13 protein-coding genes are annotated in these 14,004 nt (G+C 27.2%); 1 reads left to right on the top strand and 12 read right to left on the bottom strand.

The annotated features are described in order from the left end of the window. Positions 1-88: 88 nt before the first annotated feature. The 4 genes from I2A75_RS08490 to ychF all read right to left on the bottom strand — a co-directional run bounded on the left by I2A75_RS08490 (position 89) and on the right by ychF (position 3,246). On the bottom strand, positions 89-526 hold the full coding sequence (locus I2A75_RS08490) for a cell division protein FtsL (protein WP_195264042.1): 438 nt from the start codon (positions 524-526) through the stop codon (positions 89-91). Between the two features lie 36 nt (positions 527-562). Further along, on the bottom strand, positions 563-1,495 hold the full coding sequence (rsmH, locus tag I2A75_RS08485) for a 16S rRNA (cytosine(1402)-N(4))-methyltransferase RsmH (RefSeq protein WP_195264041.1): 933 nt from the start codon (positions 1,493-1,495) through the stop codon (positions 563-565). Between the two features lie 11 nt (positions 1,496-1,506). Continuing rightward, positions 1,507-1,935, bottom strand: a complete 429-nt coding sequence (gene mraZ, locus I2A75_RS08480) for a division/cell wall cluster transcriptional repressor MraZ (RefSeq protein WP_195264040.1) — start codon at positions 1,933-1,935, stop codon at positions 1,507-1,509. 213 nt (positions 1,936-2,148) lie between these two features. Further along, positions 2,149-3,246, bottom strand: coding sequence for a redox-regulated ATPase YchF (ychF, locus tag I2A75_RS08475; protein ID WP_195264039.1), 1,098 nt, complete (start codon positions 3,244-3,246; stop codon positions 2,149-2,151). 394 nt (positions 3,247-3,640) lie between these two features. On the opposite strand from ychF, the gene pdaA reads away from it, so the two are divergent. Next, positions 3,641-4,423, top strand: a complete 783-nt coding sequence (gene pdaA / locus I2A75_RS08470) for a delta-lactam-biosynthetic de-N-acetylase (RefSeq protein WP_195264038.1) — start codon at positions 3,641-3,643, stop codon at positions 4,421-4,423. 22 nt (positions 4,424-4,445) lie between these two features. On the opposite strand, the gene I2A75_RS08465 is transcribed toward pdaA, so the two are convergent. The 8 genes from I2A75_RS08465 to I2A75_RS08430 form a co-directional block, all read right to left on the bottom strand. Next, positions 4,446-5,099, bottom strand: coding sequence for a cyclodeaminase/cyclohydrolase family protein (locus I2A75_RS08465; RefSeq protein ID WP_195264037.1), 654 nt, complete (start codon positions 5,097-5,099; stop codon positions 4,446-4,448). 2 nt (positions 5,100-5,101) lie between these two features. Continuing rightward, the gene (locus tag I2A75_RS08460) at positions 5,102-6,250 is read right to left on the bottom strand and encodes a glycosyltransferase (protein ID WP_195264036.1); all 1,149 of its coding nucleotides are present in this window, start codon (positions 6,248-6,250) and stop codon (positions 5,102-5,104) included. A 2-nt stretch (positions 6,251-6,252) separates the two neighbouring features. Further along, positions 6,253-7,533 (bottom strand): glycosyltransferase, encoded by a 1,281-nt coding sequence (locus tag I2A75_RS08455; protein WP_195264035.1) that lies wholly within the window; start codon positions 7,531-7,533, stop codon positions 6,253-6,255. Positions 7,534-7,542: 9 nt separating this feature from the next. Then, the gene (gene murJ / locus I2A75_RS08450) at positions 7,543-9,075 is read right to left on the bottom strand and encodes a murein biosynthesis integral membrane protein MurJ (RefSeq protein WP_195264034.1); all 1,533 of its coding nucleotides are present in this window, start codon (positions 9,073-9,075) and stop codon (positions 7,543-7,545) included. Continuing rightward, positions 9,068-9,802: a WecB/TagA/CpsF family glycosyltransferase gene (locus I2A75_RS08445; RefSeq protein ID WP_195264033.1), complete on the bottom strand. Its 735-nt coding sequence runs from the start codon at positions 9,800-9,802 to the stop codon at positions 9,068-9,070. Before I2A75_RS08445 ends, murJ begins: the two co-directional genes overlap by 8 nt. A gap of 232 nt (positions 9,803-10,034) precedes the next feature. Further along, positions 10,035-11,069 carry a tetratricopeptide repeat protein gene (locus I2A75_RS08440; protein WP_195264111.1) on the bottom strand — a complete coding sequence of 345 codons (1,035 nt, stop codon included), beginning with the start codon at positions 11,067-11,069 and terminating at the stop codon, positions 10,035-10,037. A 336-nt stretch (positions 11,070-11,405) separates the two neighbouring features. After that, a complete protein-coding gene (locus I2A75_RS08435; RefSeq protein WP_195264032.1) occupies positions 11,406-13,133 on the bottom strand; it encodes a phospho-sugar mutase in 1,728 nt (575 codons plus the stop codon). A 125-nt stretch (positions 13,134-13,258) separates the two neighbouring features. Then, positions 13,259-13,858, bottom strand: coding sequence for a 50S ribosomal protein L25 (locus I2A75_RS08430; protein ID WP_195264031.1), 600 nt, complete (start codon positions 13,856-13,858; stop codon positions 13,259-13,261). Positions 13,859-14,004: the final 146 nt, after the last annotated feature.

Raw genomic sequence — 14,004 nt, 5'->3', positions numbered from 1 at the left:
CAATGCCTCCATGTAATTTTTTAAAAACATGTCGAGTGTAAACTTAACACTCTTTATCTTGGCAAGTGTACTATTTTATAACTTATGTTTATTCCCCTAAGTTAGCAAAAAAGTTTTTAGTTAAATCCACTTCTACTGAATCATTTTTTTCAGGAATTTTCATTCCTGATTTATTTGCTATATCTTTTATATCTGCTAGTGATGAATATCTTAGTAAGTTTACCCTCAATGCTTCTCCTTCCGCAGTAACAGTCTTTATTTCACTTTTTACTTTTGAAAGATCATTTTGCATTCTATAAACTTTGCCATCTCTTGCAATAGTACTAACACCTAATATTAAAGCAATACAAGATACTTGTAATATACTTTTTACAATAGCCTTCTTTGCTGCCTTTTCTTTTCTTTGTAGCTCTCTTTGTTTTCTTTCTTGTTTTTCTCTCTCTATTCTCTTGTCTATCTCATTATACTTTCTCTTTGGAGTTGTTACTGTATTACCCCTTATATAATCATATTCTCTATCAACCATTTTATTACATCCCCCATACATTTTACTTAACTTTTTTTAAATTCTCTCTATAACCCTTAATTTAGCACTTCTACTTCTTGGATTTTCCTCTACTTCTTCTTTTGTGGGTTCAATAGCCTTTCTACTAATTAATTTAACTTTTGCTTTCCCACCACAAACACAAATTGGAAACTCTTTTGGACAAGTACACGATGTTGCTAATTCCTTAAATTTTAGTTTAACTATTCTATCCTCTAAAGAATGGAAAGTTATTATAGCCATTCTTCCACCTTTGTTTAATCTATTTACACCATCTTCAATGGCCTTATTTAGTATAGATAATTCACTATTTACTTCTATTCTAATAGCTTGAAAAGTTCTTTTTGCCGGATGCGGCCCTTCTCTTCTAGCCTTAGCAGGTATAGCAGCTTTAATTATTTCCACTAACTCTAAGGTAGTTTCTATCGGTTTATTTTCTCTATTTTCTACTATAAATCTTGCAATCCTTTTAGCGAACTTTTCTTCACCATAATCTCTAATTATTCTATAAATTTCTTCTTCAGCATACTCATTTACAACTTCATATGCAGATAAAGAGTTTTCTCTATTCATTCTCATATCTAAAGGTGCATCTTGCATATAGCTAAATCCTCTATCACCCTCATCTAGTTGATAAGATGACACACCAAGGTCCATCAGCATTCCATCTATTTTTTCAATTTCTAAATTATTCAAAATAGAATCAATATTATAAAAATTACTATGAACAAACTTTACATTTTTATAGTTTTGTAGCCTTTCTCCTGCTGCTTTAAGTGCATCTTTGTCCTGATCTACCCCAATTAAAGTTCCATTCTCAGATAACTTTTTTAATATTTCTAAAGAATGACCTCCACCACCAAGTGTTCCATCAACATATATTCCATCTTCTTTGATATTTAATCCCTCTATGCACTCATTTAAAAGTACCGATACATGTTTAAATTCCATAATACTACTCCTTATATTCCTAAATCGCTCATTTTTTCAGCAATAGAATCAAAATCTATATCTGATTCATTATATTCTTGCCATTTTTCTTTGCTCCAGATTTCAACTCTAGTTAATACTCCTATACTTACTATTTCCTTTTCTATACATGCATATTCCTTTAAATTTTGAGGAATTAAGCCTCTTCCTTGTTTATCAACTTCAACTTCACAGGCTCCTGAAAAAAAGAATCTAACAAATGCTCTTGCATCTTTATTTGTAAGTGGTAAAGATTTCAATTTAACTTCTAGAGCTCTCCATTCTTCCATTGGATATGCGTAAAGACATCCATCTAAGCCTTTAGTAATAACAAAATTACTACCTAACCCCTCTCTTAGTTTTACAGGGACTATCATTCTATTTTTAGCATCTATTGCATGTTGATATTCTCCTATAAACATCTTTACCCCTACCTCATAATAATATATCCGCTCCACTTTCAACCACTTTTAACCACTTTATAATACTATTTTATAGAATTTAAACCAATTCTTCAAGGCTTATTTGATTTTTTAAGAATTTATTTTACATAATTAATAAAAAGTTATAATTTTTGTAATTATTAGTTTGAAAATAAAAAAGGCTGATACAAAATCAGCCTTTTTAAGAAGTAGCTATACATTAAATCTAAAGTTTACTACATCTCCATCTTTCATAACATATTCTTTACCTTCTAATCTGTAAAGTCCCTTTTCCTTAGCTGCTGCTTCTGAACCACATTCTACTAAATCATTATATGATACTATTTCTGCTCTAATAAATCCTCTTTCTATATCTGAATGTATCTTACCAGCTGCTTGTGGTGCTTTTGTTCCTTCTTTTATAGTCCAAGCTCTTACTTCTTGAACTCCTGCTGTTAAATAACTTATTAAACCTAATAATTTATAACTAGCTCTTATAAGTTTATCTAATCCTGATTCTGTTAAGCCATATTCACTTAACATTTCTTGTTTTTCTTCTTCTTCTAATCCTGATAGTTCTTCTTCTAGTTTTGCACAAACAACAACAACTTCTGAATTTTCACTTTCTGCATGTGCTCTTACTTTTTGAACATACTCATTATTTGTGTTACCTTCCATCATATCATCTTCTGATATATTGCATGCATAAAGAACTGGCTTTGAAGTTATTAAGAATAATCCTTTTATTAATTCTTCTTCCTCTTCTGTTACTTCTAATGTTCTTATAGGTAAGTTTTTCTCTAAATGAGCCTTAACTTTTTCCATTAAAGCATATTCTTCCTTAGCCTTTTTATCTCCAGATCTAACTTGTTTAATTGATCTTTCCATTCTTCTTTCTAAAACTTCTAAATCAGCAAATATAAGTTCTAAGTTTATAGTTTCTATATCTCTTATTGGATCAACTGACCCTTCAACGTGTACAACATTTCCATCGTCAAAACATCTTACAACATGAACTATTGCAGAAACCTCTCTTATATGGGATAAAAATTTATTTCCTAATCCTTCACCTTTAGAAGCACCTTTTACAAGTCCTGCTATATCATAAAATTCAACTGCAGTATAAACCTTCTTTTTAGTATTATACATTTTTTCTAAAACATCTAATCTTTTATCTGGTACACTAACTACTCCAACATTGGGCTCTATAGTACAAAAAGGATAGTTTGCTGACTCTGCTCCAGCTTTTGTAATTGCATTAAATAAAGTACTTTTACCTACGTTTGGTAAACCAACTATTCCTAAATTCATCTATGTACATTCCTTTCTTCTCTTAAATCATATCCTTAAAATTATACTCTACAATATTAATTATTTCAATATATATAAGTTTTAATATAAATTTAGAATTTAATAAAAACGAATATTGATTAGTATTATATAAATTGTAAAAAAGCTTTCATTATCTCATTTTTTTCGTAAAATATTATTTTTTCTCAAAATTCTACCTTCTGAAATAATGCTAATTATGTAGTTTATTAACTAAAGATATATGAACGGTAATTAATAGCATTTATACATTGTATTTCTATGTGTAAAAGATTTATTTTAGATAAAAATAAATTTATATAAGTTGCAATTAAAAATTCTATTTTTATAGACAACTTATAGAAATAGATATTATTTATACAAAGGTGGTGAACTAATGAAAAAAATAAATATTTTTGCTACTTTTATACTATCTTTAATTATTATCTTTACTTCATCTTTTATACCTGTTAATGCTCTAGCCTCTGATGATTTAGAGCTAAATTGGTATTTTGTAAACAGAGAAAAAGGTAAAACCCCAGAACCGCCTAAAGAGTCTGCTGACTTTTTCAACGACTTTGGAGCCTATTATGTAGGTGATACAAATTCAAAAGTACTATATTTAACTTTTGATGAAGGCTATGAAAATGGCAATACTCCTAAAATCTTAGATATTTTAAAAGATGAACAAGTTCCTGCTGCATTTTTTGTAGTTAAGCCTTACATAAAGGAGCAACCTGAAATAGTTAAAAGGATGGTAGATGAAGGACATTTAGTTTGTAACCATACTTCGCATCATCCATCTATGGCTAGTATTTTAGATAATGAAAAATTCAAAAAAGAATTCACTGATGTAGAAGAAGAATTTAAAACATTAACTTCACAAGACATGCCAAAATTCTTTAGACCTCCGATGGGAAAGTATTCTAAAAATTCTTTAAAGAAAACTCAAGATTTAGGATATAAAACAATTTTTTGGAGTTTTGCTTATAAAGATTGGCTTGTTGATAATCAGCCTGAAGAATCTGCTGCAGTAAAAAAGATAGTAAATGGAGCTCATCCAGGTTCTATAATGTTATTACACGCAGTATCTGATACAAATACCAAAATATTAAAAACTGTAATTCAAGAACTTAAAGCTCAAGGATATGAATTTAAATCTCTAAATGAATTACCCTAAAAAAATATAGTCTCTTTTGAGACTATATTTTTTTAGGGTATATCATATTTTCGACTTCATTCATTAAGTTAGACTTTTTAATATAAGAAGCATTAAGTATATTCTTACATTTATTTTCTATTTCCTCACAAATTTTTTCTTCTCTTAAGAAATTTAAATTAACTTTTACATTAATTATTGAACTTTCTATTGCTGAATGTAATAAAACAGTTGCAACACCAGCATCAGAAATCAAGTTTTTATTACCATATTTAATTGCAAATTCAATATTATCATAAAACTTAATACACTCTTCTGCTAATAATAGTGGTGTCTCCATTGCTTTAATGGTGTTTTCTTTAATTTTCGCTTTCCTTATTATAATCTCTTTTTCATTATCTTTAGATAATTTATAGCTATCCATTAAACTTAAAAAATCATTTCTATCTTGTTCCATGAAATTTTGGGCTTTTTTAGTAAACTCTTTAGCTTCTTCTTGCAGTTTAATCATCTTATTTTTTTCATTATCACTTAGTTTTTCAAAAACCTTTTTGCCTATTGTTAATGAATAAACCATAGAATTTAAACTACTAGATAAAGCTGCAACTAATGCAGCAGTACTTCCACCTCCTGGAGAAGGCGCATCTGAAGATAATTCTAATATAAATTTATCTATATTATAATCTTTAAACAACATAATTAACCTCTCTTTTCTAATACTAAATCATAAATCTCTAGTATTTCATTTGTTATTTTTTCTTTAGAAAATTTTGATATACAATCTTTTCTTATATCTTCTGCATTATAGGAATTAATATTTTTCATTATATATTTCATTGCATTTCCTAATTCATCAACATCGTCAACTTTAACAATTAATCCATTTTTAGAATTTATAATATCCTCAGCTCCACCATTATAAGTTCCTATTATAGCTTTTCCTGATGCTAAGGCTTCAATATAAACAACTCCAAATGTTTCATATTTTGATGCTAAAACAAACGAATCACATTTACTCATATAATGTGAAACTTCTTTTCTAGATAAGGCTCCCAAAAACTCCACTTGATTTTTTACTTTTAAATCCTCGCAGAGCTTAATTAAAAACTCCTTTTGACTTCCATCACCACCTATTAAAAGCTTAGAGTCAGTCCCTTTGAAGTATTTAGCATATGACCTTATAAGAGTATCCATACCTTTTTCACCTTCTAAAAATGCTAATGAAAAGAAAGTGAAATTACTATTTTTATTTTTACTTAAATAGAAATTCTCTATAGGTATTAGGTTATGTATAACCTTTATATCTTTTCTTCCACAAAATTTTGATATTTCTTTCTTTAATCCATTACCAACAGCTATTAATTGATCCGCTTCCAAATAAGATTCTTTTATTAAAGGTTTGTAACTTTCTTTTATATACACTGCTTTTTCTAAAGAAGAATGCTCAGTAATTATTAATGGTATATTATACTTTTGGGAAATATAATTCGCACTTATCCCTGCCCAAAATGAAGATTGACAATGTATTAAATCTACTTTACCTTCTTTTTTTACTATTTCCTTATATAACTTTTCTAATCTCCTATTAAATACTTTAAACATCAGAGGATTTTTAGGAAGGTAATTGAAATTTTTATATCTATATGTTTTTAAGCCTTCTTCAACATCATAACTTAATCCCATTTTTTCTTTTACCTTAAAAGCTAATGTTAATGGCCAAATTTCGTTATAAGCAATAGTAATTTTTATTCCACGCCCTTGAAGTGCTAACGCTTGTTCTTTAAAAAAGCTTCCATGCACGGGGTTTCTTTTATTATGATACCAGGATGGTATAAACATAACGTGCATAACTACTCCCCCTTTAAAATAGAATTTAATCTTTTAGATATATTTTCCCATTCATATTCTTTAATTTGGTTTGATTTACTTCCACTTAAAATATTTTGTGATAAATTACAAATACACTTATAGATGTCTTGCTCATTATTTAATGCTATACTGCACTTATCTAAATTGTTTACTACATCAATTACAGGGTCATTTTCATCACCTAATATAACTATAATATATCCATTACAACCAAAGTAATCATATATTTTAGCTGGTATTTGCTTTGAATTTTTATTGCCAAAAAGTAATAATATATCAGCATTAACCATATATGATAATGCTTCTCTATAAGGAATTCTATTTGATACTTTCACATTACTTATACTAGATAATTCATTTTTTATATTTTCATCATCTATATTTCCAAAGAAAAGGATATTTAAACTTTCATATAACTTATTATTTTCCAGCTTAAGTTTATGCATAACATTAATAAATGGTCTAATATTTCTAAGCTTTGAAAAGATTTCTCCAGTATAAACTATATTTATTTTATTCTTATCTATTAATTTTGGATTTTCATTTTCTTTTATATCTGAATATATTTTTTCATCATAGCCTCTTGTTATAATATAAGTATCTTCTCTTTTTATATTATATGTTTCTATATAATCATCCCTATTAGCATTTGTAACAAAAATATATTTATCAGCTAAAGAAATTACATTTTTTTCGTAACTTTTTTCAAAGTTTCTTCTTATTAAATTTGATCCTTCTCTTGTAGAATCCTTAAGCCAAGGATCACTCCAATACGTTATCCATTTAAGGCCAGGAAATTTTTTCTTAATTTTATATGCGCATATATGACTAGATGGAGGTTCATGCATAGAAAACATAACATCAAACTTTTCCTTTTTCATAAGTTCAATTCCATATTTACTAGCCTTAAAAGCCCAATATAAATACATATCTGGCACTGCAAGTATCTTTTTCATCTTTTTTAAAGCACCTTTAACTTTAGCCTTACCTAAACTAGTAGTAACAACTGCTGTTTCTTGAGCTTTTCTCGGCATTATTGCTTCAAATAACTTTCCACCTGAAATTATATGTAATTTAATTTTCTTATCTAACATATTAAATATATGTTCATCATAATAAATTGAATTTGAAGGAAAGTTAACTGTTAATAAATGAATAGTATTATCTTCAATTTTGGCTAAATTATTTAAATATTGAAGAGTTTCAATTGATGCTGAGTTGTTAATTAATGGTGAGTAACATGCAATAAATAATATTTTCATTTTACTAGTTTAAACCTCCCTTTTAAATTTTCCCTTTATCATATTTAAAGCCTCATCAAATTCTTCTATTTTTAGAATTTTACACATAATCATAAATAATATTGCTCCAATACTTCCATCGATTAAAATAATGGTAAAAGAACTTTCTATACCTAATATATTATTTATAAAATAAAGAATTAAAATCATTAATGATGAACTTAGTATAACCTTACTAATCTTTATAATAACTTCTTTTACATTAAAGCCGCCAACTAGCTTCCTAGTTGAATTTAATAATAACAAAGCTATTATTAAAGATGAAGTCGATGTAGCTGTAGCTATACCTAGCACCCCTATGTATTTAGATAAAATTATACTTAAAATTATATTTATAATAACACCTATCAGTCCATTAATTGTAGTAAGTTTTGTTTTTTTCATTGAAAATAATGAAGAATTTAAAATATCTCTTATACCTGCAAAAGGTAGTTGCAAAGAATATCCAAGTAGTGCCATAGAAGTTAAAATAACAGCACTTGAATCAAATTTTCCTCTTTCATAAAATACTGCAACTATTTCTTTACTTAAAAATAACATTCCAAAAGTTATAGGAACTAAAAATAAGCATATTATTATAATTGATTTAGTTAAATATTTTATAAATCCATCATTATCTCCAGAATTCAACCTGTTTGCCATTAAAGGGTAAACTACTGATACTATTGATGTTGTTATTGCTGTATTGGCAAATGTGACTATCCTTTGAGAATACTCTAATGAAGCCATTGCACCTGTAGTTAATCCTGATGCCAAGCTTTTATCTACTAGCATATTAATTGAGTTTGCTCCAGCACCAACTATAACTGGAAGTATTAAAGTCATCATATTTCTAAGTTTTTCATCTTTCAAATCGATATATAACTTAAATTCATATCCTTGTTTGTATAATGAAGGAATTTGAACTAATACCCTTAATAAATTTCCTAATACATTTGCAATAGTTAAACCAACAATACTTACTTCTCCGAAAAAAGCTAAATATACTATTATTGGAAAATTAAAGAATAATCCTAACAATGACGGAACAATAAAATCCTCACATACTTGTAGCATTGAAGCAAAACAAGCGTTAACACATAATAAAACTATATTTATTAATGTTATTCTAGTCAAAAATATAGTTAATTCAATCTGCTCTTTAGTAAACTTAGGTACAAAAACATTAACTATTTCCTTTGTAAAAATTAATCCTAAGATAATTACAAATATTGATAATATACTTAAAATAGTAACAACATTATTTGAAAATTTAAACATCTCGTCTTTACTTTGATTATGTTTAATTTCACTTAACATTGGTATAAAGGTAGTTGATATTGCAAGACCAACTATCATAAATACTGACTCAGGTATTGCAACTGAAGCAACATATATATCATAGGAACCTTCTACTCCAAAGTGATATGCTGCTAACATATCTCTACCAAAACCTATTATTCTACTTAATATAGTCATAGCCATTACTATAAAAGTTGCTTTAAAAATCCTATTCTTACTCATACTTCACCTTTTTGTTTTTAGCAACGAGTAATAAAAATTTAGGAATACTACCAAGCCTCTTTATTCTCCATGGTTCCTTAGAAACTCTATATAACCATTCCAAACCAAGTTTTATCATCCATTTAGGAGCTCTATTGACTTTTTCTGCAATAACATCAAAGCTTCCGCCAACTCCCATAAAGATTTTACACGGCAATTTTTCCATATATTTTGCTATAAACTCTTCTTGTCTTGGGCAACCCATTGCAACAAAAATTGCGTATGGATTTTTTTCTTTTATTTCATTTAATATTTCATCTGCTTTATTTAAATCAAAAAAACCATTTCTATATCCTACAATATTAACTTTAGGATACTTAGCAATTAAGTTTGCAACACAAGCATTAAGATTTTCATCACTTGTTCCTAATAAATATATCCCTTTATTCTCCTTTGAACACTTTTTAATTATTTCTTTCATTAAATCTATCCCTGCTATTTTTTCCTCAACAGGAGTTTTTAAATATTTAGCTGCTATTTGCAGACCTACACCATCAGGTATTATAAATGCTTTATCACTTTTAAAATTTTCTAATAATTTCTTGTTATGAAGACCATTATATAATACTTCTGGATTTCCAGATATAATATGAATCTTTTCATATTTATCAATATATCTTAATGCATCTGATAATTTATTTTTATATACTTTATATCCTAATACATTAATAAAATTATTATCTTTCATCTTTTCTCCTTAATGATACATATATAAAATTATTCATAAATATAATACCATATTTATCTAATTTACTAAAGTTATAAAATGCAAAGCAATTTATTAATGAAAAGTTAATAATAAAAGAGTGAAAAGTTAAGGATACTTTTACTACGCAAAACTTAAAATATAAGTGAAAATCACCTATTATTAAAAAATCCTGTAAGGATTTTCTCCTTAACTTTTTCTGTTAACTATTTCACTATTTATTTAATATCTTCTCCAAGTCTTTTACAATTTCATCTTCTGGATCTAACTTTTTAGCTATATCAAGATGTAATTTAGCTTCTTCTAAATTATTTAAATTCATATAGCACATAACAATATTTGTGCAAATTTCTACTTCTTTTGTAACTTCAAAAGCCTTTTTAAAGTATTTAATTGCACTTTCAAAATCATTTATACACGCATAGTTTATTCCAAGTTCAACAACTACTTCATATATTCCACTTTCTCTTGCTAAGCTTTCATTTAAATAATAAATAGCTTTTTCATAATTTTCAAGTTTTCTATAGGCAACCCCTAAATAATAATAAACCAATGGATTATTTTCAAATTTCTCTAATAATTCAAGTAATAATTTTACTGTTTTAACTGGATCGTCCTTTAAATGTTCTATTGCGACTTCATAATTTGAAATATTAGTAATATCATCAATTAATATATTTACCTCTTCTGTTTTCTTACCACCATTATTTAAATATTCATTGATAGCAACTTTTGATCCTTTAAAATCTCCATCATCTTTTAATATCAAGGTTTTATAAAGATATGCTTCAGGAATTTTCAATGAGTTTTCTTCGCAATATTCAATATCTTGCAATATTATATTTTTAAAAGCATTATCCTTTTCTCTTAAATTTTCACCAACTAATAAAACCTTTTTCATGACATCAATATCTTTTGAATATCTATAGAAACCTTTTAAAAGTAAGTAAGCATCTATCAATTTATCATCATTTATTTTTTTAGAAATTATGCTTTTTATACAACTTTCTGTATCTTTAATGTACGTTAATATTGTTTCATAATCATCATTAAATCTTAAATTTTCATCGGCACCCATTGCCAAAAACATTCCCTCGACAAAATAATATATAGGTAAATTTTTCAACTTAATTTCATCATTAACATTTGATGTTATGTATTCTGGAGAAATAGGTAAATATAAATCTTTATTTTTAAAATCTACATAACTAGGAATATTTACACTTTTTTTAAACCCTTCCTTATCCATTTCTAAAAATAATAATTTACCTAATTTTTCTTTAAATGCTGCATTATAATCCAATACAGATACCTCCTTAAAAATTACTTTATTATAAATAATACTATATATTTTACTAGCTTTCAAATAAGAAAGTGGATATATATAAGTTTACTTACTTTCATACTAAATTAATCAACTTATATATATCCACCTAAATAAAATGTTTAATATTAAGTATTCATTCTTTTTATACTTTATATTTAAAGTTAGTATTTATTATTACTCTTTATCTATTACACTTTAAAATATTAAATAAGGTAAGTTATTTTAACAATAACTTACCTTATTATCACTATATAGTTCTTAGTCTAATTTGCTATTTACTAAAGCAACAACTTCATTTTTAAAGCTTTCTAATAATTCTTCTGAATCCTTTAAGCTATTTCCTTTAACAGCAACATAAGCTTTCATCTTTGGCTCTGTTCCTGAAGGTCTAACTACAAACCATGCTCCATTATCTAAAACAAATTTTAAAACATTTGATTTTGGAAGATTAATTTCTTTCTTTTCTCCATTAACCATATTTTCTTCAACACTTAGTTTATAATCGTATTTAGTAGCTACTTTTACTCCATTAACTTCAACAAGTTTTTCATTTCTTAATGAATCAATGCACTTAGCTATCTTTTCGCTACCTTCTTTACCTTTTAACTCAAAAGATACTAGAGTTTCTTTAAAGAATCCATACTTTTCGTATAATTCTACTAATCCATCGTATAAACTCTTTCCTTGTTCTTTATAGTATAAAGTCATTTCTGAAATTAACATAGCAGCTACTACAGCATCTTTATCTCTAGCAAAATCTCCTGCTAAATATCCATAACTTTCTTCAAATCCAAATAAATAAGTTTTGTCTTTATTTACTTCGAATCCTTGCATTTTTTCGCCTATATATTTAAAGCCTGTTAACACTTCCATAAGCTCAATATTATAAGCCTCAGCAATTTTCTTAGCTCCATCTGTAGTTACTATAGTTTTAATGATAACACCATTTTCAGGCAGTCTCTCTTCTTCTTTTAAAGCATCTAATATATATTGAGTTAATAATAATCCTGTTTGATTTCCAGTTAATACTTTGTATTCACCTTCGCTATCTTTTACAACAACCCCTATTCTATCCGCATCTGGATCTGTTGCAAAAATAACATCTGGATTTTCTGTTTTAGCCATTTCTAATGCTAGTTTAAATACTGCAGGCTCCTCTGGATTTGGATATGATGCTGTTGGGAAGTTTCCATCTGGCATTTCTTGTTCTTTAACTACTGACACTCCAGTATATCCAAGCTCATTAAGTACTCTTCTTACAGGCATATTTCCTGAACCATGTATTGGAGTGTATATTAGCTTTAAATCGCTAGCATTTTCTTTTACTAAATTCTTTCTAATAGTTAAACTCTTAATTGCTTCAATATAAGCCTTATCTACTTCTTCACCAATATATTTTAATAAACCTTTTTCTAAAGCTTCTTCTTCATTTATTGTATTTATTTCAGCAAAGTTATTTATTTTGTTTACTTCATTAATTATTATGTTAGCCTTTTCATCAGTAACTTGACCACCAAATTCATCATAGACCTTATATCCATTGTATTCTTTTGGATTATGTGAAGCTGTAACTACAATTCCACCTGTACAATCTAAATGTCTTACTGCAAAAGAAAGCATTGGTGTTGGTCTTAAGCTTTCATATAAATATACTTTAATATTGTTTGCACAAAGAGTTAAAGCTGCAGCTTTTGAAAACTCCTTTGACATGTTTCTTGAGTCATATGCTATTGCAACTGAAGGATTTTCAAATCTACCATTTAAATAATTTGCAAATCCTTGAGTTGCTTTAGAAACAGTATATATGTTCATTCTATTGCTTCCAGCACCAATTACACCTCTAAGTCCACCTGTACCAAACTCAAGATCTTTATAAAATCTATCTTCAATTTCCTTTTCGTCCACTATCGCTCTTAATTCATCTTTAATCTTTTCATCTACTATTTTTGATTCTAACCAATCATTATATTTTTCTCTGTATACCATGCTACCCCTCCTGAAACTAATAAACTAATAATCAGGTAATATTATACACTAAAGAATTTAATTAGGGAATAAAAAAATGTAAAGAGACAAAACATTGTATATCTTTACATTTTTCGAAATTATTTTTATTGTTTTTTACTATTTTCTGCTTCTATTTCTTCCATATCATCACTTACAGTTTTTCTTTCATAGCTTACTGAAGCAATTACAGTATTTAAATCATCGATTATTGAAAGTTCAGATGCTATTTCTAAATCTCCTACTCTATAAACATAACCATCATTACTTCCATTAATATTTATATCTACATGTTTTGGTAGTGTATTAGGTGTACATTCTATTCTTATACTATCTTTTTCTTTTTGTAGCACCATCCCTCTTTTGCTTAAATGATTTTCTCCTACATAATGAATTGGTACAGAAGATACTATTTTTTGATTTTGTTCTAATTCTTCTAAATCTAAGTGAATTATTTTGTGTGATACTGGATCTCTTTGAACATCTTTAATTAAAGCTTTGTGAGCACTTCCATTTAAATCAACATCCAATACCCCGTGCTCTCCGTTTTTAGAAATTTCTCTACATAATTCTAATTCTCCAACCTCAAACATAAAATCATTTAAATTCTTGCCATATAATATTCCTGGAACCTTTCCAGCTTTTCTCACCTTCTTGGCATTATTAGGTATGTTTGCATCTCTCTTATTTAAGTTTAAATTATTCACAGATAATTCCTCCTATTATTCATCTTCTCTTCAAATATTGTTGTCAGAAATACTATTTTTTATTCAAACTTCACTAATTTACATATTTCTTTTAATTAAATTGAGTATTTTATTGCATAGTTTAAACTAATAAAATATAATATTAT

Source organism: Clostridium sp. 1001275B_160808_H3, assembly GCF_015550425.1.
Taxonomy (GTDB): Bacteria; Bacillota; Clostridia; order Clostridiales; family Clostridiaceae; genus Clostridium.
Note: the sequence above shows the minus strand (reverse complement) of the source record. Positions and strands in the feature narration are given on the sequence as shown.

Bases quoted from the DNA above. Each gene is read 5' to 3' on its own strand.
- rsmH (WP_195264041.1), bottom strand. From the start codon at position 1,495: ATGGAATTTAAACATGTATCGGTACTTTTAAATGAGTGCATAGAGGGA.
- mraZ (WP_195264040.1), bottom strand. From the start codon at position 1,935: ATGTTTATAGGAGAATATCAACATGCAATAGATGCTAAAAATAGAATG.
- I2A75_RS08455 (WP_195264035.1), bottom strand. From the start codon at position 7,533: ATGAAAATATTATTTATTGCATGTTACTCACCATTAATTAACAACTCA.
- I2A75_RS08465 (WP_195264037.1), bottom strand. From the start codon at position 5,099: ATGTTGTTTAAAGATTATAATATAGATAAATTTATATTAGAATTATCT.
- I2A75_RS08435 (WP_195264032.1), bottom strand. From the start codon at position 13,133: ATGGTATACAGAGAAAAATATAATGATTGGTTAGAATCAAAAATAGTA.
- I2A75_RS08440 (WP_195264111.1), bottom strand. From the start codon at position 11,069: ATGGATAAGGAAGGGTTTAAAAAAAGTGTAAATATTCCTAGTTATGTA.
- I2A75_RS08490 (WP_195264042.1), bottom strand. From the start codon at position 526: ATGGTTGATAGAGAATATGATTATATAAGGGGTAATACAGTAACAACT.
- I2A75_RS08445 (WP_195264033.1), bottom strand. From the start codon at position 9,802: ATGAAAGATAATAATTTTATTAATGTATTAGGATATAAAGTATATAAA.
- pdaA (WP_195264038.1), top strand. From the start codon at position 3,641: ATGAAAAAAATAAATATTTTTGCTACTTTTATACTATCTTTAATTATT.
- I2A75_RS08460 (WP_195264036.1), bottom strand. From the start codon at position 6,250: ATGCACGTTATGTTTATACCATCCTGGTATCATAATAAAAGAAACCCC.
- ychF (WP_195264039.1), bottom strand. From the start codon at position 3,246: ATGAATTTAGGAATAGTTGGTTTACCAAACGTAGGTAAAAGTACTTTA.
- murJ (WP_195264034.1), bottom strand. From the start codon at position 9,075: ATGAGTAAGAATAGGATTTTTAAAGCAACTTTTATAGTAATGGCTATG.